Below are 21,008 nucleotides of genomic sequence, written 5' to 3' on the forward strand. Positions count from 1 at the left end.
TGTTGTTGGGTGGCGCTGATGGGCACAGCAATCACAATCGTCTGGTTAAAGCGCGATCTGCGTCTGCATGATCATGCGGCGCTGAATGCGGCGATCGCTGCCGGATATCCTGTTGTGTTGCTTTATGTCGTCGAGCCCGACTATTGGCGACTGCCAGACACATCAGCACGGCATTGGCAATTTATCCGTGCGTCGCTTGATGAACTGGCGTCTGATGCCCGTGCGCTTGGTCAATCTCTTACTGTGCGGGTTGGCGATGTTGTTGATATCTTGGCCGGGCTTGCCGACACATTCGATATCCGCGCCATTCATGCACACGAAGAAACCGGCAATCTCTGGACGTTCAAACGTGATCTGGCCGTCTCGGATTGGGCGCGCCAAAGTGGCATTGCATTCCAGGAACATCGGCAGTTCGCGGTCATTCGTGGCAGGCTTGATCGCGATCACTGGCACGGGGCATGGCAGGCGTTTTTTGCCAGCCCACCGACTGGGCAGGTGCGGTTTCAAACACCTGCTGTTGATCTTGATCCCGGCACGATTCCGCAACATCCGGTGGCGCACCTTTCCGCACCTTGCAATGATCCGCAGGGTGGTGGACGGCGCGCGGGGATGCGGTTGCTTGACAGTTTTCTTGGCTATCGCGGGCAGCGATATCACCGCGAAATGTCATCGCCCCGAACCGCGTTTGATAGCTGTTCACGGCTAAGCCCGCATATTGCCTATGGCACAGTATCCTTGCGCGAAATCATTCATGCTGTGCGTGAAAGACGGTGCGATATCCATGCCATGCCTGCAACTGATCGCCCCAAAGGATTTCTTTCCGCACTAAAGGCGTATGAAAGCCGGCTACACTGGCATTGCCATTTCGTCCAAAAGCTTGAAGCCACACCGGGGATCGAGATTGAAAACCTGCACCCGGCCTATGACGGGTTAAGGCCTGATCATCCCGATGATACGGGACTTCTGGCATGGAAAGCGGGCAAAACCGGATTTCCCTTTATCGATGCCTGCATGCGGGCCCTTGATCACACCGGCTGGATCAATTTCAGGATGCGCGCGATGCTGACAGCCTTTGTCAGCTATCAGCTTTGGCAACATTGGCGTGAACCCGCATTGCATCTTGCACGGCAATTTGTCGATTACGAACCGGGCATTCATTACCCGCAGATCCAGATGCAATCAGGCACGACCGGGATCAACACGCCACGCATCTATAACCCGGTCAAACAATCTAATGATCAGGACCCCGATGGTGCGTTCATCCGCCGTTGGGTGCCGGAATTGCTCGACGTGCCGGACGCCTTCGTTCACGAACCCTGGCGTCTTGCCCCGATTGAACAGATTGATCTGGGCGTTGAGATCGGAAAACATTATCCAGCGCCGATTGTCGATCATATGGACGCCGCCCGACATGCCCGCACCAACATCTGGGCCATTCGCAAAAACGATGATTTCCGCGATCAGGCACAGCAAATTGTTGAACAACATGGCAGCCGAACCTTTAAACAGAAACGTCCACCGGCCGGGCGCTATAAATCCGATCAACAGATCACGTTTGATTTCTAAGGCTCAGAAAAGGCTGCCTTGTTCTGATCCGGTGTCAAGCTTGCCATCATCAAGTTTGCGCAAGAACGCGTCGCCCTGTGCGATCAGGTCGCGCTTATTGTCGTCCTTCATGCGGGCCCAGTTGCGATATGGCATGCCAAGGCGCGGATTGTTGCCAAGCTTGTCGGCGTTGCGATCCAGAAAGTGCCAGTAAAGCGCATTAAACGGGCAAGCATCCTTGCCGGTATTGTTGCGCGGGTTGTACTGGCAGTCCTTGCAGTAATCTGACATGCGGTCGATATATTTGCCACTGGCGGCATAGGGTTTTGACGCCATCTTGCCGCCATCGGCATAAAGCGCCATGCCAAAGGTGTTGGGAAGCTCAACCCATTCAAACGCATCGATATAGACCGCCAGATACCAGTCGCAGACTTCTTTGGGATCAAGCCCGGCCAGCAGGGAAAAATTGCCAATCACCATCAAGCGCTGAATGTGATGGGCATAGGCATTTTCAAGCGTTTCGCCAATCGCCTGTTTCAGGCAATTCATCGGTACATCACCATCCCAGAAAAACCCGGGCAGGGGGCGTTTGGCATCAAAATGATTGCCGCTGCCGTAATCCGGGCCAAGATACCAGTAAAGCCCACGGACATATTCCCGCCAGCCAAGGATCTGGCGAATAAACCCCTCAACCGCATTCAGCGGTGCCTTGCCCTCATGATAGGCCTTCTCGGCAGCCCGGCAGACTTCATCAGGCAACAACAGCCCGGTATTGAGGCATGGGCTGATCAGGGAATGATAAAGGGTGGCACTTTTAACCGTCATCGCATCCTGGTAATCGCCAAACTGCGCCAAGCGATGCTTGATGAAATGATCAAGTGCCGCAAGCGCATCCTTGCACGTGACCGGCCAGCCGAATGACGCAACATTGCCCAGCGCATCGGGAAAATCATCGCAAACGCGATCAAGCAAGCCCTGCGTGATCTTGTCGGGCGCAAAGGTCTTTGGCGTTGGGGGCGTCACATCATCGGGCAGGCTTTTACGGTTGTCGTGATCAAAGTTCCATTGCCCGCCAACCGGCTTGCCATCGGGTTCCATCAGGATGCCGGTATCGCGCCGCAAACCGCGATAGAAATACTCCATCCGGAGTTCCTTGCGGTCCTTGGCAAAATCCGCGAATGCCGAAAGCGGGGCAAAGAACCGGTCATCGGCGCGCACATCAACCGAGATATCAAGGTCTTCGGACCATGTATCGATTTCATGTTTGACCCGCCATTCACCGGGCTCGGTGATGATGACTTCTTTGACGTTGTGCTCGGTAACGGCCGCTTTCAGGGCGTCGGTGAAGGATTTGGTGGGATGGTTTTGATAATCGAAATATGCGACGTGAAATCCGTTTTCGCGCAATTCCTCGGCAAAGTGGCGCATCGCAGACAGGATCATCACGATCTTCTGGCGATGATGGGGGACATAGGTGGCCTCGTCATGCGGCTCTGCCATGACGATCAGGTCCTGATCGGGATCGGCGTCCTTCAGGCTTGAAAGCGACGGTGTCAGTTGATCCCCAAGGATGAAACGAATGGTTTGAAAGCGCGGCTTCATGTTTTGCTTCAATCGATTGCACGGCAGTTGCGAGTCGTACGAAAACATCCGGGCACAAGATCTTTGCGAAGGGCAATTTCGCCGAACCGATTTTCATTCTCAGGGAAATCCGTGCGAATGATTTTTAGTCATTCACCCCAACTGGCTTATTTCGGAAAAATCGGCTAAATTATTGATAATGGTAATCAAAGGCGCGTTTTTTCCTTGAAACAAGCCGGGTGGATTCCCACTATCTGCATAGCCCAACCATCAGGAGAGCCATGATGAAAGGTGATCCCAAGATCATCACATATCTTAATCGCATTCTGACCAACCAGTTGACTGCGATTAACCAGTATTTCCTGCATGCCAGAATGCTGCGGGACTGGGGCGTGGAAGAAATGGGCGAGTATGAGTACAAGCTCTCGATCAAGGAAATGAAACGCGCTGACGACACGATTGAGCGCATTCTGTTTCTTGAAGGTCTTCCCAACCTCCAGAACCTTAACAAACTGATGATCGGCGAAAATGTCGAAGAGATCGTCAGTTGTGACATGAAGTTTGAATTGGCGTCTCTGCCGCTTCTGCGCGAAGCCATCACCGCCTGCGAAAAGGCCGAGGACTTTGTGACGCGCGATCTGCTTGTGAAATTCCTGGAAGAACAGGAAGAGCACGTTGATTGGCTTGAGACCGAAGAATGGCAGCTCGAAAATGTCGGGATTGCAAACTACATCCAGAGCCGTTCAGGCGACGGCGACTAATCAGATCAGGAGTATTACGCCATGAAGGGTGGTAAAAAGGTCCTCGCCGCGCTGAACAAACAGCTCACTGCCGAACTGTCGGCGGCCGACCAGTACAACACACATGCTGAAATGTATGCCGATTGGGGCCTGCATTCGCTCTATGAACGCATGCATCACGAAAAGGATGAGGAACTCGAACACGCAAAGCGTCTGATCGAGCGTATCCTGTTCCTTGAAGGCGTGCCCGATACCGCATCGCGCGAACCGATCAAGATCGGCAAAACCGTGCCCGAGATGATGAAAAACGATCTTGAACACGAATACCACGTGATCAATCTTCTGAAAAAGGCGATCAAGATCGCCGAGGCAGAGGATGATTTCCAGACACGCCAGATGCTGGTCGCCTTGCTTGATGACAGCGAAGAAGATCATGCCTATTGGCTGGAACAGCAGATCCGCCTGATCGACATGATGGGCCTGCCGAACTACATCCAGTTCCGCGCAGCCGGGGAACCAAACCCGGAAGGTTGATCATCAGCCAGCAAACAATTTTAAGAAGGCCCCGGCAATGTCCGGGGCTTTCTTTTTGGTATCAGAGGCTTAGTCCTGCATTTTTATATATCGCTTTTTTATCTTGACCTTCCAGTTGCTGGAAGGTCTATCGTGCCCCATATCTTGTAATAACCCCTTTTTTGAGGTGCGTGATATGGATCGCCGAACAGACGAGTACGATACCGCAGCAGGCGGTGGGGCATCCGTGCAGCCGACTGCCAATACCAGCGAAGTGAACCTCGAGATCGAAGGCATGACCTGTGCAAACTGTGCAGGCCGCGTTGAAAAGGCCATTGCTGGTCTCGATGGTGTTTCTGATGTCACCGTGAACTTTGCACTTAACAGCGCAAATGTGCATTTTGACGACAGCAAGCTTGATACATCCAAAATCGCCGAGGCGGTAGCGGATTCAGGCTATAGCGTCGTGACCCAAAAGCTTTCCTTTGATGTAGATGGCATGACATGCGCGAACTGCGCTTTGCGGGTTGAAAAGGCACTTTCGGCATTGCCGGGCGTCACAACGGCAAGTGTCAATTTCGCGCTGGAACGTGCCGATATCTCGGCCCTGTCGGGCAAGGTCAATGATGCCGTCGCGATCAAGGCGATTGAGTATGCCGGCTATCACGCAACGTCACGCAATAAATCCGGATCCGAAGATGGTGATGCAGACGAGGCGGCGCGCAACGAGAAGAAACAGGACAAATCCCTGATCCTTCTTGCGGTATCGGCATTGCTGACCGCACCACTGGTTTTGCAGATGGTCTGGATGAACCTTGGTGTGTCCTATCATCTGCCGGCATGGGTTGAACTTGCGCTTGCGACACCGGTTCAGTTCTATATCGGTGCGCGCTTCTATCAGGGGGCATATGCAGCCCTGCGCCATCGCAGTGCCAATATGGATGTGCTGGTCGCCCTTGGCACATCGGCGGCCTATTTCCTCAGCCTCTATAACATGCTGACGGCCAATGCCGGGCAGACCCATCTTTATTTCGAGGCGTCCGCTGCGATCATTACCCTGATCCTTGCGGGCAAAATCATGGAAGAACGCGCCAAACGCGGGGCATCAGCCGCCATTCGTGAATTGATGGCGCTCCGTCCACGTCGTGCGCGCAAGGTGGTCGCGGGCGAAGGCGAACAGGATGTCGCGATTGAAAGCCTTACGGTTGGCGATATCGTTCGCGTTCTGCCGGGCGAACGTGTGCCGGTCGATGGCAAGGTTCATGCCGGTGAAAGTGAACTTGATGAAAGCCTGATCACCGGCGAAACCCGACCTGTGGCACGTGTTAGTGGCGATACTGTTGTTGGTGGCGCTGTGAACGGTACGGGTCGTCTTGATATCGAAGTCAGTGCGGTTGGCGATGATACGACGTTGTCGCGGATCATTCGCCTGGTTGAAAAGGCCCAGACCGGCAAGGCCCCGGTTCAGAAGCTGGTCGACCGGGTATCGGCCGTGTTTGTGCCGATTGTGGTTGTCATTGCACTGCTGACCTTGGCCGCATGGTTGTTTACCGGCTTTGGCGCAGAGGCATCCATCGTTGCCGCCGTCTCCGTGCTGGTGATTGCATGTCCTTGTGCGCTTGGTCTGGCGACGCCGACTGCGCTGGTGGCCGGTACCGGCAGTGCTGCGCGCAACGGTATTCTGATCCGCAATTTCGAGGCACTTGAACAGGCCCACAATGTCGATACCGTCATCTTTGATAAAACCGGAACCCTAACGGAAGGCACGCCGACCGTGCGCGATATCTGCCCGGTTGAGGGTGTTGACCGTAATGAACTTCTGCGCCTGACAGCAGCGGTTCAGGCCGCCAGTGAACATCCCCTGGCGCGTGCGGTTGTCTCGATTGCCAAGGATGAAGGTGTATCACTGCCCGATATCGATAATTTCAAGGGCAAAACCGGTGCCGGTGTCATGGCCGATGTTGAAAAGCACAAAATCGCCATTGGCAGCGAAGCCTTGCTGAGTGATCTTGATATCGCAGGTCCGTCACAGGATCTGGCAAAGGACATCAAGAAACACGAAGGCGAAGGCAGAACCGTTATTCTGGTTGCGATTGATGGCACGTTTGCCGGTTACCTGACCCTTGAGGATCGCATTCGCGAAGGTGCCAAACAGGCGATTGCTGATCTGAAGGCACGCGGCATTTCATCGATCATGTTGTCGGGCGACAGTCAGGATGTCGCAAGCCACGTGGCACGTGAACTTGGCCTGGAACGTGGCGAAGGTCGTATTCGCCCGCAGGACAAGGCGCGTGAAGTCGAAAAACTCCGCAAGGAAGGCCGTCATGTGGCCATGGTTGGTGACGGGATCAATGACGCGCCTGCACTGGCCGCGGCCGATGTCGGTATTGCCATGGGTGGTGGCACTGATGTTGCCATGGAAACGGCTGGCATCACCCTGATGCGGTCTGATCCGGCACTTGTGTCTGCCGCGATTGATATTTCGATCGCCACCCGTCGCAAGATCGCACAGAACCTGTTCTGGGCCTTTGCCTATAACGTGGTCGGTGTTCCGTTGGCAGCATTCGGCGTGCTTAGCCCGGCGATTGCCGGTGCGGCGATGGCGCTTAGCTCCGTCTCGGTTGTTGGTAACTCGCTGACATTGCGGCGCTGGACAGTCCGGAAGTAGGAGAGGGCGATGAACATTTCTGACGCCGCGACTGAATGCGGACTTCCGGCGAAAACCATCCGTTATTACGAGGATATCGGTCTGGTTTCACCGGGGCGTCTTGCCAACGGGTATCGCGACTATGACGAAAACGATCTGCATAAGTTGCGGTTCCTGCAACGTGCCCGCGGGCTGGGGTTTTCGGTCGAAGATTGCCGGGTGTTGCTGTCACTTTACGAGGACCGCAACCGTGCCTCTTCCGATGTAAAGGAAATCGCCAAAACCCATCTGGCAGAGATCGAACGCAAGATCGCCGAACTTCAAAGCCTGCGCGATACACTTTCCGACCTTGTGCAGTCCTGTCATGGTGATGATCGTCCGAACTGCCCGATCATCAATGATCTTGCCCGCAAGGCGTGATGCCGAAACACAAAAGAATGAGAGAGCACATTGAAGAATAAAGGTGTTATGGCGCTTGGCGCCCTTGTCGGTGCGGCGATTATGTATGGCATCGTCACATTCTTTGGCCCAAACGGGATCGCGGATCAGGATGTGTCGTTGCGTCCCGGTGATCTGCAACTGGTGGCGCAGGGCAAGAAGATCTATGACGCAAACTGTGCGTCCTGCCATGGTGCCAGACTTGAGGGCGAAGCCAATTGGCGGGAACGCGGTCCTGACGGTTTGCTTCCGGCACCGCCTCATGATGAAACGGGCCATACTTGGCATCACCCCGATCAGGTGTTGTTTGAACTGACCAAATACGGACCGGCGGCAATGGCCGGGGGCGATTATAAATCGGCCATGCAGGGCTATGAGGGCGTGCTGAGCGACGAGGAAATCATTGCAAGCCTGTCTTACATCAAAAGCCGCTGGCCCAAGGACATCATCGCGCGGCACGAACAGATAAATCAATCTGCGGCCCAATAAGGCCTGAAGATCAAAAGACCCGCCTTGGACATGTCCAGGCGGGTCTTTTGCTGTACGGAGTTAATGATATGAGCTTACGGGCGGGGCAGGGTAATGCGCACGGTCGTGCCCTTGCCAAGATCGCTTTCGATACTAAGCCGACCGCCATGCAGTTCTACCAGAAGCTTGGCCAGCGGCAGGCCAAGACCGGTGCCGACACTCTCCTTCACCCCGGATGGATGAAGCTGTGAAAACCGGGCAAGCGCGCGGGGAATGTCATTCGGGCTCATGCCGACACCATTATCCTCGATCGCAAAGGTGACGTCCTCGTCGGTGGTGGTCAGGCCGATGCGGATCTTGCCGTGTTCGGGTGTGAATTTTGCGGCGTTACTCAGGATATTGATCAGGATCTGTTTGAGTTTCAGCTTGTCACACAGCATCGATACCGGCTGTTCAGGCAGATCGAATTGCAATTGATGGCTGCGACGCGAAATATCATCCCCGACAAGCCGGGCGGCATCGCGTATCACCGAACCAAGATCAGCCTCTTCAAGCTGCAAGGTCATGGAACCGGCCGACAGCTTTGACACGTCCAAAACATTATTGACCAGTTCAAGCAAATGCTTGCCCGCCTCGTAAACGTCACGACCACATTCGCGGTATCCGTCGGGCAGATCGCCAAGAACCCCATGCGCAATCAGTTCGGAGTTGCCGATAATCGCATTAAGCGGGGTGCGCAATTCATGGCCCATATTGGCGATAAAATCGGATTTTGAGGCGTTGGCATCCGACTGATTGCGGTTTTGCTCCATCAGGGTGCGTTCGGCCTGTGCCTGACGGTCATTTTCAAGCAACGTCATCAGCACCGCAGTGCGCGTTTCATTGTTTTGGCAATATTCAAGCGGGGCGATGGACAGATCGCAGACATGGCTTTCCCTGGCAGCACCGACCAGAATGATATCGCCGCGCCAGGTCCGGCCCGAAGAAAACACATCTTCGATATCGCTCATCAGGCCTTTGGAAATGAAACCGGCCTTGCGGCCCAGCATGCGATCACGCGAAACACCGATCAAACGTGCGATGGCTTCGTTACATTGCATGACAATGCCGTTGCGGTCGCATATGACGGCGGCATAGGGCAGGGCGTTCAGAACAACCTGATCGGCCAATGGCACATTGGTTGAACCAATTGGTGTGTTGCTGGTCATGTCAGCCCGTGATCCCATAATAATCAGGTCGTCCGCTAAAAGCGGTCGATACCCAGCCCCGTCAGAGAGATGTCAGGGGTCTTGTCGCTGATGAGATCGGCGACGGCTTTTGCTGATCCGCAACTCATCGTCCAACCCAACGTCCCATGCCCCGTATTAAGGTATAGATTAGCATACTTCGTATCCCCAAGAACAGGGGCAGAATCCGGTGTTACCGGGCGCAAACCAGACCAGAAATCGACGCTGGATCGATCACCTGAATTCGGGAATAATTCCAGTGCTTTATCAACGATAAGTTTTTGGCGGCGTGGCGACATCCGAAGGTTATAGCCATCAAGCTCCGCTGTGCCTGCAACCCGAAGGTGTGTGCCGAGGCGCGAATACACCATTTTCACACTGTCATCGATCAGGGCCGTTTCGGGTGCCCCGGAATAGCCGGTGGTATCAATACTAATCGAATATCCTTTGCACGGATAAATCGGCAATTTGATGCCAAGCGGCGCCAGCATCAACGGGCTGTAACTGCCCAGACAGACCAGAAAGGCATCCGCATGGATGTCACCCTGGTCTGTTTGAACACAGGTGATCTTTCCCTGATCATGCACAAGGCCGTTGATGTTGGTGTTGAAGTGAAACGATGCGCCCTTGGCGATGCAATGTTCGCTCAGACGTTCGGTGAATTTGCGTGCATCACCGCTTTCATCATCCGGGGTAAAGCTGCCGCCAATGATAGGGGCTGTGGCATCACGCAGGGCCGGTTCAATGCTGAGACATTCTTGGGGCGAGACAAGCCTACGCTTAAGGCCGTATTCCTGCATCTGGGAGGTGGCCTTTTCGACCGCGACCATGTCCTGCTCAGTACGGCAGATATGCAGGATGCCACGTGTGCTATGATCGTATTCAAGATCAAGTTCATCACGCAGGGCACGCAGACAATCGCGGCTATAGATCGCAACCCTAAGCGCCTTTTCCAGATTGATCTTGGCCCGCGCATCGGTGCAGTTGCGCAAGAACCGCAAGCCCCAAGAAAACAGCTGCGGGTCAAAGCGCATCCGAAACAGAAGCGGTGCTTCTTCCCGGCCAAGCCAGCCCAGGATTTGTTTGGGGGTGGATGCATTCGCCCAGGGTGTGGCGTGACAAGCAGAAATCTGACCGCCATTGGCAAAGCTTGTTTCCTGCGCACTGGCATGCCGACGATCAATGACCGTAACCTGATGACCATTTTGCAAAAGATACCAGGCCGCCGTTGTCCCGATGACCCCGGCGCCCATGACGACTACATGCATGCGGGCAAAGCCTTGCTGCGGAAAGTTTCGTGTTGCGGTCTGATGGTCAGCCTTTCTGCCAACTATCCGACATGCGAATTTCGCTGCACTATAGTGGGGTGAAATTTAAATGGCTACAGTCGACTGGACCTGTTTTAAATGCTGTCTTGATGCACAACGCAGACCGGAAGTTCACGACAAGGATGACGGGGTGAAATGTTTGAAATCCTGACAACCGATCAAATGTACGAAGCAGACCGCCGCACAATCGAAGGCGGCATCCCCGGCGACGTTTTGATGCAAAATGCCGGTCGCGCCGTGTTTGAGGAAATCATCCGTCACTGGTCACCGCGTTCCGTATCGGTGTTGTGTGGCCCCGGCAACAACGGTGGTGATGGTTTTGCCATTGCCAAGCTTCTGCGCGATGAAGGCTGGTCGGTGCGTTTGGGGCTGATGGGCGATGTGGCTGACCTAAAAGGGGACGCAGCCCTGCATGCTGCCCGCTGGGAAGGGGCGACCGAACTTCTTTCACCCGCCCTTGTTGTCGGCGCGGATCTGGTGGTCGATTGCATTTTCGGGGCCGGGCTTGCACGCGCCATCACCGGCGATGTTGCCGAACTTGTCACCACAATCAATTCAAGCCCGTGCAGTGTTGTTGCGGTGGATGTACCATCGGGGGTTGATGGCAATACCGGCATGGTTCTGGGTGTCGCCGTCAAGGCCGACCTGACCGTGACGTTTTGTCGCGCGAAGCCCGGGCATTATCTTTTACCGGGGCGTTTGATGTGCGGTGAACTGGCCGTGCGCGATATCGGTATCACCGATCAGACGGTCCTTGATATTGCGCCTGCCTGTTGGCGCAACGATCCGGTTTTGTGGCGGGCTGGCATCCATTGGCCGGGGCTTGAAGGCCACAAATACCATCGCGGGCATCTTTTGGCCTTTGGTGGCGCTACCATGACCGGGGCAACCCGCCTTGTGGCGCGTGCCGCACGCCGATCCGGGGTGGGGCTTCTGACCATCGTGGCAGATGCACAGGCATTGCCGATCTACGCATCGGATGCGCCTGGCAACATGACCGCCCCGATGTCTGCATTTGATGCGCTTGTGAATGACTGTCGTCATAATGCCTTTGTCATCGGGCCGGGATTTGGCGTTGGTGATGATACGCGTGCCCTTGTTCTGAAACTTTTGCATCTGTGCCGGGCGACGGTGCTTGATGCCGACGCACTCACAAGCTTTGCCGAAGATCCGTCTACCTTGTGCTTTGCCGTGCAAGGCCCGACTGTCCTGACCCCGCATGAGGGCGAATTTTCCCGCCTGTTTCCCGATATCAACGGCGACAAGCTTTGTCGGGCACGGGCCGCGGCCAAACGCTGCAGCGCCACTGTCCTGATCAAGGGGGCTGATACGGTGATTGCCGCGCCGGACGGGCGGGCAGCCATCAGTGCGGTGGATGTGCCTTGGCTGGCAACCGCCGGGTCGGGCGATGTGTTGGCCGGGATCATTGGTGGGTTGATGGCGCAAGGCATGGATAGTTTTGACGCCGCCTGCATGGGGGTATGGCTTCATGCACGAAGCGGGGCGGATATCGGCCCCGGCCTGATTGCCGAAGACATTCCGGAACATCTTCCGGCTGTCTTGCGCGAACTTTGGCTGGCGTCGCGCAAAAAGGCATGACGTGAAATAAGGTGAATAAGAAGTCGCCGCTGCCGCTGGCACTTGCGGTATAATCACCCGATATAAAAACGGTATGGCGTGATGGGATGGGACATCGCGCATTGAGGAAACGATTTGAAGTTCTTCTGATATCGGAGTGGGAGACAGGCATGTCTCAGACGTTTCTCGACAGAACCCTTGATAATCTTCGTGGCGCATGGCGCGAACTACGAGATAGCCCGGTGGTGCGTGGCCTTGGTTTTGATGAAAGCCAGACCCGCCAGGATCGCTGGCGTGAACAAATCGCCGACTGTCTGGCAAGGCGTGGTGGGGCGGTATCGGCCCGTGCGCGCGCAGCCGCCCTTGGACATGATTTCTTGCGCCTTGATGACACGGGAAAACGTGAATTCCTGCATCTTCTGGTCAATGAATTCGGTGTGGACCGCGATCGTGTTGCGGCAGTCATGGCCGATTGGACGGCGGCTGATGATCTGGCCGAACAGGCATTGCTTGAAACTGAACTGCGTGCCGCACTGGTGCCGCCATTCCGCTTGATCCTCAAGGAATTCAACTCATTACCGCAAGGTGTGAAGTTCCTGGTTGATCTGCGGGCTGATCTTTTGCGCTGGCGCAAAGTGGCCCCGGGACTTGCCATTCTGGAACGCGATCTCAAGACATTGCTGGCAAGCTGGTTTGATATCGGCTTTCTTGAACTCCAACGCATCACATGGAATTCACCGGCCGCACTGCTGGAAAAACTGATCGCCTATGAAGCCGTTCACGCCATTCAAAGCTGGGATGACCTTAAACGTCGACTTGCCTCAGACCGTCGGTGTTTCGCCTTCTTCCATCCCGGGATGCCCGATGAGCCGCTTATTTTCGTGGAAGTCGCGCTTGTGAACGGCATTGCAGGCAACGTCGATGAGCTGATCGAAAGCAAGGATGATGATTTGGGCGGCAGGGAAAAGGCACCCAAAAGCGACACGAAGCCCGACACGGCGATCTTCTATTCAATATCAAACGCGCAGGCCGGATTGGCGGGAATCAGCTTTGGCGATTTCCTGATCAAGCGGGTGGTCGCCCAATTGCAGCGTGATCTGCCGCATCTCAAACAGTTTTCAACCCTGTCGCCAATACCGGCACTGCGCAACTGGATGGACCGGCAGCTCGATACCATGGCCAAGGGTGAGGAAACCGGCCTGCCCAAGGCGATTGAGGCGGCCTTGACCGATTGTGATGACCTGATGGGGCCAAAACCACCTGCCACCAGCCCGGACGGCGTTTCTGAACGCACGCGGGCAAATATCGAATATGTCACGGCGTGGTATCTTTTGAATGCCAAGCGTCCCGGCATGGACACCGCCTTTGATCCGGTCGCGCATTTTCATCTGAGCAACGGTGCGCGGGTAGAACGGTTGAACTGGAATGGCAATGCCAAGGAAAATGGCTGGAACCAGTCATTCGGGATGATGGTGAACTATCTCTATGACCTTTCGACCATCGAAAAAAATCACGAAAGTTACGTCGGGCAGGGCAAAATCGCGGTTTCCAGTGCCGTAAAACGTCATTTTCGCTAGGGGGGCGTCACCTGAAATCGGCTGATTGCCGTCGATTTAGGCCCTGTTTGATGGATATTTTCGACAAGATTGCGTTTGTCGAAAAGGCGATGCTTGCATGAGGGGATCGAAGTTTGTATTAAGGCGCACTCATTCCGGTGTGACCGGAGTGATTTCTATGCTTGTGTGCGGGTGTGGCGGAACTGGTAGACGCGCTGGATTTAGGTTCCAGTGGAGCAATCCGTGGGGGTTCGAGTCCCTTCACCCGTACCATAAGCAGGCTGAAAATTTGACCGGGTACCATATTCGTTTAGTCGTATTGACTTTCTGACGTCCGGACTGCGTCGCGTAACGGACATTATTCGAACCAAGCAAAAGAGTTATCTATGCAGGTTACTGAAACCAAAAACGAAGGCCTGGCGCGCGAGTTCAAAGTCGTCGTGCCCGCCGCACATATCGAAGAAAAAGTCGTCGCCAAACTTGACGAGATCAAGGATCAGGTTCGCCTGCCGGGCTTCCGTCCGGGCAAGATTCCGGCGAAACTTCTGCGTCAGCGTTACGGCCAGGCCGTCATGGGCGAAGTCCTTGAAGCCGCTGTCAACGAAAACACCGGCAAGGTTCTGAACGACAATGACCTGCGCCCGGCTGTTCAGCCGAAAATCGAAGTCACCAAATTCGATGAAGGCGGCGATCTGGAATTCGACATCGCAGTCGAAATCATCCCGGCCATCGAAGCAATGGACTTCAAAAAGCTGAAGCTGACCCGTGAAGTTGTTGAACTTGACGACAGCAAGGTGAACGAAACCCTCGAGCGCATCGCATCCGCACAGGGTACGACTGCACCGCTCGCACGCAAGCGCAAGTCCAAAGCCGGTGACGTTGTCGTTATCGACTTTCTGGGCAAAATCGACGGCGAAGCGTTCGAAGGTGGCAAAGCCGAAGATTACGAACTCGAACTCGGTTCGGGTTCCTTCATCGAAGGTTTCGAAGATCAGCTGACCGGTGTGAACGCTGGTGACGAAGTCGTCGTCAAAGTGAAATTCCCGGAAGCTTACGGTGCTGCCGAACTCGCAGGCAAAGACGCTGAGTTCGACGTAACCGTCAAGGAAATCAAGGAAAAGAAACCGGCTGAGCTGGATGATGAACTGGCCAAGAAACTCGGTCAGGACAGCCTTGAGTCCCTTAAAGAAGCGATCCGCAAGGACTTTGGCCGCGAATACGAATCGGTTTCCCGTCAGAAAATGAAGCGTCAGCTTCTTGACGCGCTGGCTGAAAACCACAGCTTCGAACTGCCGAAGTCGCTCGTTGAAAACGAACTCGAAGGCATCATCGGCCAGATCAAACAGGCCCGTGAAGCTGGACAGGAAGACGACGAGACCAAGGGCAAGTCCGAAGAAGAGCTGACCGAAGAGTTCCGCGAAATCGCAGAACGTCGCGTTCTTCTGGGCCTTCTGCTTGCAGAAGTCGGCCGTGAGAATGAGATCCAGGTCACTCAGGAAGACGTCAACAAGGTCCTCGTTGCCGAAGCCCAGAAATATCCGGGTCAGGAACAGCAGGTTATCGAATTCTATAAAAATAACCCGCAGGCCTTGCAGGCGCTTCAGGGCCCTGTATATGAAGACAAGGTCGTTGATTACATCGTCGAACTCGCCAAGGTAGAAGAAAAAACCGTTTCGGTTGAAGACCTTCTGAAGCCGGAAGAGGAAGACGAAGCTCCGAAGAAGAAATCGGCTGCTAAGAAAGCACCGGCGAAAAAGGACGCAGAGAAAAAGGCTCCGGCTAAAAAAGCCCCGGCCAAGAAAGCTGCAGCCAAAAAGCCGGCCGCTAAAAAAGCTGCTGACAAATCCGAAGACAAGTAATCCGGCCGGACACGGTTTAGGATCATGCAGGGAGATTGCAGTTGATGATTGAAGAACGGATGAATTCGCTTGTACCGATGGTCGTTGAACAGACCAGCCGTGGCGAGCGTGCCTATGACATCTTTTCGCGCCTTCTTAAGGAGCGCATCGTTTTCATCAACGGTCAGGTCCATGACGGCATGTCGTCACTGATCTGTGCGCAGTTGCTGCATCTCGAATCGGAAAATCCGGATAAGGATATCTCGCTTTACATCAACTCACCGGGCGGTGTTGTGACCTCGGGTCTCGCCATCTATGACACCATGCAGTACATCCGTTGCGATGTCTCCACGGTGTGCATGGGGCAGGCGGCATCCATGGGCTCGCTGCTTCTGATGGCCGGTGCAAAAGGCAAGCGTTACTGCCTGCCCAATGCACGCGTCATGATCCACCAGCCGTCTGGCGGCTTCCAGGGTCAGGCATCGGACATCGAAATTCATGCCCGTGAAATTCTGGCTCTGCGTCAGCGTCTTAACGAGATCTATGTCGAACATACCGGCCGCGATCTCAAGACCATCGAAGACGCAATGGAGCGTGATAACTTCCTCACCCCTGATCAGGCCAAGGAATTTGGTCTGATCGACGAGGTCGTTACATCGCGTCCGAAGCCGGAAAGTGATGAAAAGAAAGACTGATCACTCAGGTGTGATTGGTGGAAACGCCCCGGTGATCGGCCGGGGCGTTTTTTTATGTCTTGCCTCATGGCAGTTTTAAGTCATAGACAAGAGTATGTGCAGGCTTGGGCGTTATTGTTCGGAACTTGCTGGCCGCCCGAACGTTTGGGTGATTAATGCAAGGGGTTTCGCAACCAAGATAGCGAACCCATATCAAACATGACGCCATAAAGCCGAAAAGCGCAGATTAAACGTTGAGATCGGTATCGTTTACCGGCTAACATGGCGATAAAAGATAACGTCAAACGTAATTGGGGTTTGTATGAGCAAATCGAATAGCGGGGACTCCAAGAACACTCTGTACTGTTCTTTCTGTGGAAAGAGCCAGCACGAGGTTCGCAAGCTCATCGCCGGTCCAACCGTGTTCATCTGTGATGAATGCGTAGAGCTTTGCATGGACATCATCCGCGAAGAGCACAAAACACATCTCGTCAAATCGGCAGACGGGGTGCCTTCTCCGCAAGAGATTTGCAAGGTCCTTGATGACTATGTCATCGGTCAGGGCCATGCGAAGAAAGTTCTCTCGGTCGCGGTTCACAACCATTACAAGCGCCTGCACCATTCCAGCAAGAATGAAGACATCGAACTGGCAAAATCGAACATCATGCTGGTTGGTCCGACCGGTTGCGGTAAAACGCTTCTGGCCCAGACCCTGGCACGTATTCTTGATGTGCCGTTCACCATGGCAGATGCCACCACCCTGACCGAAGCCGGTTATGTGGGTGAGGATGTCGAAAACATCATTCTCAAGCTGCTGCAGGCTGCTGACTACAATGTCGAGCGGGCCCAGCGCGGCATCGTCTATATCGACGAAGTCGACAAGATTTCGCGCAAGTCCGACAACCCGTCCATCACCCGTGATGTTTCGGGCGAGGGCGTGCAGCAGGCATTGCTCAAGATCATGGAAGGCACTGTTGCTTCCGTACCGCCGCAGGGCGGCCGGAAACATCCGCAACAGGAATTCTTGCAGGTCGACACCACCAATATCCTGTTCATCGTCGGCGGCGCGTTCGCGGGCCTGGACAAGGTGATTTCCCAGCGTGGCAGGGGCAGCGCAATCGGCTTTGGTGCCGACGTCCGTGGCCCTGATGAACGCCGTGCTGGTGATGTTCTGCGCGAAGTCGAGCCGGAAGATCTTTTGAAGTTCGGTCTTATCCCGGAATTCATTGGTCGTCTGCCGGTTCTGGCAACGCTCGAAGACCTCGACAACGAAGCTCTGGTCCAGATTTTGACCGAGCCGAAAAACGCACTGATCAAGCAGTATCAGCGCCTGTTCGATATGGAAGACGTGAAACTCACCTTCCAGACGGATGCGCTCAAGGCGATTGCCGACAAGGCAATTGAACGCAAGACCGGTGCGCGTGGTTTGCGCTCGATCATGGAAGGCATCCTGCTTGAAACCATGTTCGATCTGCCGACCATGGAAAGCGTCGAGGAAATCGTCATCAACGCTGACGTCGTTAATGGAAAGGCAAAGCCGTTGCTGATCCATGCAGAACGTCGTGAAGGTGTTGAAAATACTGCCTGAACGTAATTCCCGCACCGGCAACTATTGCGGTGCGGGAAATCCGGATTATCTAACGATTATCTAAAACATGTTCGCGTTGCTGGCGGGGCCTATGGCAGGACCGCACAGCAGCGTTACGGCTCAGAGTAGGGAAAGAACATAATGGTCGAATTGGCGCGTGGCGAAATATACCCGGTGCTGCCGTTGCGTGACATTGTCGTGTTCCCGCACATGATTGTTCCGCTGTTTGTCGGACGTGAAAAATCGGTGCGTGCACTCGAAGATGTGATGCGCGAAGACAAGCAGATCCTGCTTGTCACCCAGAAAGACGCCGGTCTTGATGACCCGGCTGTCGAAGATCTCTATGAAATTGGTACTGTCGCAACTGTCTTGCAGCTGCTCAAGCTGCCGGACGGAACCGTCAAGGTATTGGTTGAAGGCGGAAAACGTGCCGAAATTACCGGCTACGTCGATAACCCGGAATTCTTCCAGGCCTATGGTTCGGTGCGTGAAGACAGTGACGAGGATGACAGCGAACTCGAAGCGCTGGCCCGTTCTGTCGTCACCCAGTTCGAACAGTACATCAAGCTGAACAAGAAAATTCCACCTGAAGTTCTGGTGTCGGTCAATCAGATCGAAGAACCGGCCAAGCTTGCCGATACGGTGGCATCCCACCTGTCGCTGAAGATTTCCGAAAAGCAGGAATTGCTGGAAACCAAGCTGGTTGGCGATCGTCTGGAACGTATTTTCGGCTTCATGGAATCCGAAATTGGCGTGTTGCAGGTTGAAAAGAAAATCCGCAACCGCGTCAAACGCCAGATGGAGAAAACCCAGCGCGAGTACTATCTGAATGAACAGCTCAAAGCCATTCAGAAGGAACTGGGCGAGGGCGAAGATGGCAAGGATGAAGCTTCTGAAATCGAAGAGAAGCTGAACAAGGCCAAAATGCCCAAGGAAGCCAAGGAAAAGGCACAGGCAGAACTCAAGAAACTGCGCAATATGAGCCCGATGTCGGCAGAAGCCACCGTGGTGCGCAACTATCTTGACTGGATGGTGTCCATTCCGTGGAACAAGCGTTCGCGTGTTTCCCACGACCTGAAAAAGGCCAAGAAGGTGCTCGACAAGGAGCATTACGGTCTGGAAAAGGTCAAGGAACGCATCCTTGAATATCTTGCGGTTCAGGCGCGTACCAAAAAGGTCAAAGGTCCGATCCTTTGCCTCGTTGGTCCTCCCGGTGTTGGTAAAACATCGCTTGGCAAGTCGATGGCCAATGCGACCGGGCGTAGCTTTGTGCGCATGTCACTCGGTGGGGTTCGCGATGAATCCGAAATCCGCGGTCACCGCCGGACCTATATCGGGTCCATGCCGGGCAAGATTGTCCAGGGCATGAAAAAGGCGAAATATTCCAACCCGCTCTTCCTTCTCGACGAGATCGAAAAGATGGGTTCGGACTTCCGCGGCGATCCGGCCTCGGCATTGCTTGAGGTACTGGATCCGGAACAGAACTCGACCTTTAACGATCACTATCTCGAAGTCGATTACGATCTTTCGGATGTGATGTTTGTCACCACGGCCAACTCGCTTCGCATGCAGCAGCCGCTGCTTGACCGTATGGAAGTCATCCGGATTTCCGGTTACACCGAAGACGAGAAAGTCGAGATCGCCAAACGTCACCTCATTCCCAAACAGGTCAAGGATAACGGCCTGAAGAAGGGGGAATGGAGCATCTCGGACGAAGCACTTCGTGATCTGATCCGCTATTACACCCGCGAAGCCGGTGTGCGTAGCCTCGAACGTGAATTGGCCAAGCTGGCCCGTAAGGCGACCAAGCGTATCATGCTTGAAAACCTGAAAACGGTTCGTGTTACCCCGCGGACACTTGGTAAATATGCCGGTATCCGCAAGTTCCGCTTCGGCGAGACCGAGGGTGAAGATCAGGTCGGTGTTGTCACCGGTCTTGCCTATACCGAGTTCGGTGGCGATTTGCTTCAGATCGAATCTGTTACCGTGCCGGGCAAGGGCAACATGAAAACCACCGGTAAACTCGGTGAAGTCATGACGGAATCAATCCAGGCGGCGACCTCGTTTGTCCGTTCGCGTGCGGTTGATTTCGGGATCAAGCCGACCTTGTTCCAGAAACGTGACATCCACGTTCACGTGCCAGAAGGTGCCACCCCCAAAGACGGTCCGTCGGCAGGTGTTGGTATGGTGACTTCGGTTGTTTCGGTTCTGACCGGCAACCCGGTGCGCAAGGACGTTGCGATGACCGGCGAAGTTACGCTGCGTGGCCGTGTGCTTGCGATTGGCGGTTTGAAAGAAAAGCTCTTGGCTGCGTTGCGCGGCGGGGTAAAAACCGTTCTGATCCCGCAGGAAAACGAAAAGGATCTCGAAGAGATTCCGGACAACGTCAAACGCGGCATGGAAATCATTCCAGTGTCGCATGTTGACGAAGTTCTGAGCCACGCCTTGGTCAATCCGCTTGTCCCGATCGAGTGGGAAGAAGAGGTTGATGACGTTGCTGTCAAATCCAAGGACGGCGAAGAATCGGAAATCGGCGGTGTGACGACTCACTAGGGATCGTCAGAACGCGCAGAAAACAAGGGGGCCGACACTGTCGGCCCCCTTTTTCTGTGGATAACTTTGCCCAAGAATCGGCGCAGGAACATGTCGGGATTGGTGTAAAGCGCAAAAAATCGAAAAAAACGTCAAAAACCGCAGAAAACTGCGTCTCTCGCATTGACGAGCTGTTTGCGACCTGCTTACACTGTCCATGCAACAGGTTTGGGGCAAACCAAATTTCCTCATAACTCCGAACGTCCAAACAAGGGGGCCAGGAAGTGAATAAAAACGATCTCGTTGGAAGTGTAGCTGCTAAAGCTGATCTGTCCAAAGCTGACGCTGCCAAGGCAGTAGACGCTGTTTTCGATTCCATCACCGATTCTCTGAAATCCGGCGACGAAGTTCGTCTGGTTGGTTTCGGTACCTTCGCTGTCGCTGCTCGCGCTGCTTCAAAAGGTCGCAACCCGCGCACCGGTGAAGAAATCGACATCCCGGCATCGAAACAGCCGAAGTTCAAGGCTGGTAAAGGCCTTAAGGACGCCGTCAACTAAGTTTGACGATGTTCAGCTAAAAAATGCCGGTGACTTGCGTCACCGGCATTGCTTTTTGGAAAATCCATGCTATGTTCCGCTCCGCTTCGGGGCCATGGACCCCAAGAAGACGGGTGATTAGCTCAGCTGGTTAGAGCATCTCGTTTACACCGAGAGGGTCGGGAGTTCGAATCTCTCATCACCCACCATGATAAAGGCA

At 54.4% G+C, this 21,008-nt stretch carries 16 protein-coding genes and 2 tRNA genes; 15 read left to right on the forward strand and 3 right to left on the reverse strand.

What is annotated here, in order from left to right; genetic code table 11:
- The first annotated feature begins 18 nt into the window (after window positions 1-18).
- Window positions 19-1,566: a cryptochrome/deoxyribodipyrimidine photo-lyase family protein gene (locus AUQ41_RS04440; RefSeq protein ID WP_063086971.1), complete on the forward strand. Its 1,548-nt coding sequence runs from the start codon at window positions 19-21 to the stop codon at window positions 1,564-1,566.
- 3 nt (window positions 1,567-1,569) lie between these two features.
- On the opposite strand, the gene AUQ41_RS04445 is transcribed toward AUQ41_RS04440, so the two are convergent.
- On the reverse strand, window positions 1,570-3,147 hold the full coding sequence (locus AUQ41_RS04445; RefSeq protein WP_063086950.1) for a cryptochrome/photolyase family protein: 1,578 nt from the start codon (window positions 3,145-3,147) through the stop codon (window positions 1,570-1,572).
- A 263-nt stretch (window positions 3,148-3,410) separates the two neighbouring features.
- Between AUQ41_RS04445 and bfr (AUQ41_RS04450) the strand changes: the two genes are divergently transcribed.
- The 5 genes from bfr (AUQ41_RS04450) (at window position 3,411) to AUQ41_RS04470 (ending at window position 7,953) form a co-directional block, all read left to right on the forward strand.
- Window positions 3,411-3,887 carry a bacterioferritin gene (bfr, locus tag AUQ41_RS04450; RefSeq protein ID WP_063086951.1) on the forward strand — a complete coding sequence of 159 codons (477 nt, stop codon included), beginning with the start codon at window positions 3,411-3,413 and terminating at the stop codon, window positions 3,885-3,887.
- Window positions 3,888-3,908: 21 nt separating this feature from the next.
- Entirely contained in the window at window positions 3,909-4,400 is a 492-nt protein-coding gene (bfr, locus tag AUQ41_RS04455) for a bacterioferritin (RefSeq protein ID WP_063086952.1), read from the forward strand.
- Window positions 4,401-4,575: 175 nt separating this feature from the next.
- Window positions 4,576-7,047 (forward strand): heavy metal translocating P-type ATPase, encoded by a 2,472-nt coding sequence (locus AUQ41_RS04460; protein ID WP_083952783.1) that lies wholly within the window; start codon window positions 4,576-4,578, stop codon window positions 7,045-7,047.
- Window positions 7,048-7,056: 9 nt separating this feature from the next.
- Window positions 7,057-7,446, forward strand: coding sequence for a Cu(I)-responsive transcriptional regulator (gene cueR / locus AUQ41_RS04465; protein ID WP_008891823.1), 390 nt, complete (start codon window positions 7,057-7,059; stop codon window positions 7,444-7,446).
- 30 nt (window positions 7,447-7,476) lie between these two features.
- Window positions 7,477-7,953: a cytochrome c gene (locus AUQ41_RS04470; RefSeq protein ID WP_232308309.1), complete on the forward strand. Its 477-nt coding sequence runs from the start codon at window positions 7,477-7,479 to the stop codon at window positions 7,951-7,953.
- 74 nt (window positions 7,954-8,027) lie between these two features.
- On the opposite strand, the gene AUQ41_RS04475 is transcribed toward AUQ41_RS04470, so the two are convergent.
- On the reverse strand, window positions 8,028-9,140 hold the full coding sequence (locus AUQ41_RS04475) for a PAS domain-containing sensor histidine kinase (protein WP_063086973.1): 1,113 nt from the start codon (window positions 9,138-9,140) through the stop codon (window positions 8,028-8,030).
- 35 nt (window positions 9,141-9,175) lie between these two features.
- Window positions 9,176-10,426, reverse strand: a complete 1,251-nt coding sequence (locus AUQ41_RS04480; protein WP_063086954.1) for a D-amino acid dehydrogenase — start codon at window positions 10,424-10,426, stop codon at window positions 9,176-9,178.
- Between the two features lie 195 nt (window positions 10,427-10,621).
- Here AUQ41_RS04480 and AUQ41_RS04485 point away from each other — a divergent pair, with 195 nt between their 5' ends.
- The 9 genes from AUQ41_RS04485 to AUQ41_RS04525 all read left to right on the forward strand — a co-directional run bounded on the left by AUQ41_RS04485 (window position 10,622) and on the right by AUQ41_RS04525 (window position 20,997).
- Window positions 10,622-12,085, forward strand: coding sequence for an NAD(P)H-hydrate dehydratase (locus AUQ41_RS04485; protein WP_063086955.1), 1,464 nt, complete (start codon window positions 10,622-10,624; stop codon window positions 12,083-12,085).
- A 149-nt stretch (window positions 12,086-12,234) separates the two neighbouring features.
- A complete protein-coding gene (locus tag AUQ41_RS04490; protein WP_063086956.1) occupies window positions 12,235-13,641 on the forward strand; it encodes a malonyl-CoA decarboxylase in 1,407 nt (468 codons plus the stop codon).
- 167 nt (window positions 13,642-13,808) lie between these two features.
- Window positions 13,809-13,893 (forward strand) — tRNA-Leu (locus tag AUQ41_RS04495).
- 113 nt (window positions 13,894-14,006) lie between these two features.
- Window positions 14,007-15,479 (forward strand): trigger factor, encoded by a 1,473-nt coding sequence (gene tig, locus AUQ41_RS04500; protein WP_008891817.1) that lies wholly within the window; start codon window positions 14,007-14,009, stop codon window positions 15,477-15,479.
- 44 nt (window positions 15,480-15,523) lie between these two features.
- Entirely contained in the window at window positions 15,524-16,153 is a 630-nt protein-coding gene (gene clpP / locus AUQ41_RS04505; RefSeq protein WP_008891816.1) for an ATP-dependent Clp endopeptidase proteolytic subunit ClpP, read from the forward strand.
- 301 nt (window positions 16,154-16,454) lie between these two features.
- Complete coding sequence (gene clpX / locus AUQ41_RS04510) at window positions 16,455-17,720, forward strand: ATP-dependent Clp protease ATP-binding subunit ClpX (RefSeq protein ID WP_008891815.1); 1,266 nt, start codon at window positions 16,455-16,457, stop codon at window positions 17,718-17,720.
- 141 nt (window positions 17,721-17,861) lie between these two features.
- Window positions 17,862-20,273: an endopeptidase La gene (lon, locus tag AUQ41_RS04515; protein ID WP_008891814.1), complete on the forward strand. Its 2,412-nt coding sequence runs from the start codon at window positions 17,862-17,864 to the stop codon at window positions 20,271-20,273.
- A gap of 263 nt (window positions 20,274-20,536) precedes the next feature.
- Window positions 20,537-20,809: an HU family DNA-binding protein gene (locus AUQ41_RS04520; protein WP_008891813.1), complete on the forward strand. Its 273-nt coding sequence runs from the start codon at window positions 20,537-20,539 to the stop codon at window positions 20,807-20,809.
- A gap of 111 nt (window positions 20,810-20,920) precedes the next feature.
- Window positions 20,921-20,997: transfer RNA gene (locus AUQ41_RS04525), tRNA-Val, on the forward strand.
- The last annotated feature ends 11 nt before the right edge of the window (window positions 20,998-21,008 follow it).

Source organism: Thalassospira sp. MCCC 1A02898, assembly GCF_001618185.1.
In the GTDB taxonomy this organism is placed as follows: domain Bacteria; phylum Pseudomonadota; class Alphaproteobacteria; order Rhodospirillales; family Thalassospiraceae; genus Thalassospira; species Thalassospira tepidiphila.

Coding starts and splice junctions, on each gene's coding strand:
- AUQ41_RS04445 (WP_063086950.1), bottom strand. CDS start 3,147: ATGAAGCCGCGCTTTCAAACCATTCGTTTCATCCTTGGGGATCAACTG.
- AUQ41_RS04490 (WP_063086956.1), top strand. CDS start 12,235: ATGTCTCAGACGTTTCTCGACAGAACCCTTGATAATCTTCGTGGCGCA.
- clpX (WP_008891815.1), top strand. CDS start 16,455: ATGAGCAAATCGAATAGCGGGGACTCCAAGAACACTCTGTACTGTTCT.
- tig (WP_008891817.1), top strand. CDS start 14,007: ATGCAGGTTACTGAAACCAAAAACGAAGGCCTGGCGCGCGAGTTCAAA.
- AUQ41_RS04440 (WP_063086971.1), top strand. CDS start 19: ATGGGCACAGCAATCACAATCGTCTGGTTAAAGCGCGATCTGCGTCTG.
- AUQ41_RS04460 (WP_083952783.1), top strand. CDS start 4,576: ATGGATCGCCGAACAGACGAGTACGATACCGCAGCAGGCGGTGGGGCA.
- bfr (WP_063086952.1), top strand. CDS start 3,909: ATGAAGGGTGGTAAAAAGGTCCTCGCCGCGCTGAACAAACAGCTCACT.
- AUQ41_RS04480 (WP_063086954.1), bottom strand. CDS start 10,426: ATGCATGTAGTCGTCATGGGCGCCGGGGTCATCGGGACAACGGCGGCC.
- AUQ41_RS04475 (WP_063086973.1), bottom strand. CDS start 9,140: ATGACCAGCAACACACCAATTGGTTCAACCAATGTGCCATTGGCCGAT.
- lon (WP_008891814.1), top strand. CDS start 17,862: ATGGTCGAATTGGCGCGTGGCGAAATATACCCGGTGCTGCCGTTGCGT.
- cueR (WP_008891823.1), top strand. CDS start 7,057: ATGAACATTTCTGACGCCGCGACTGAATGCGGACTTCCGGCGAAAACC.
- clpP (WP_008891816.1), top strand. CDS start 15,524: ATGATTGAAGAACGGATGAATTCGCTTGTACCGATGGTCGTTGAACAG.
- bfr (WP_063086951.1), top strand. CDS start 3,411: ATGAAAGGTGATCCCAAGATCATCACATATCTTAATCGCATTCTGACC.
- AUQ41_RS04485 (WP_063086955.1), top strand. CDS start 10,622: ATGTTTGAAATCCTGACAACCGATCAAATGTACGAAGCAGACCGCCGC.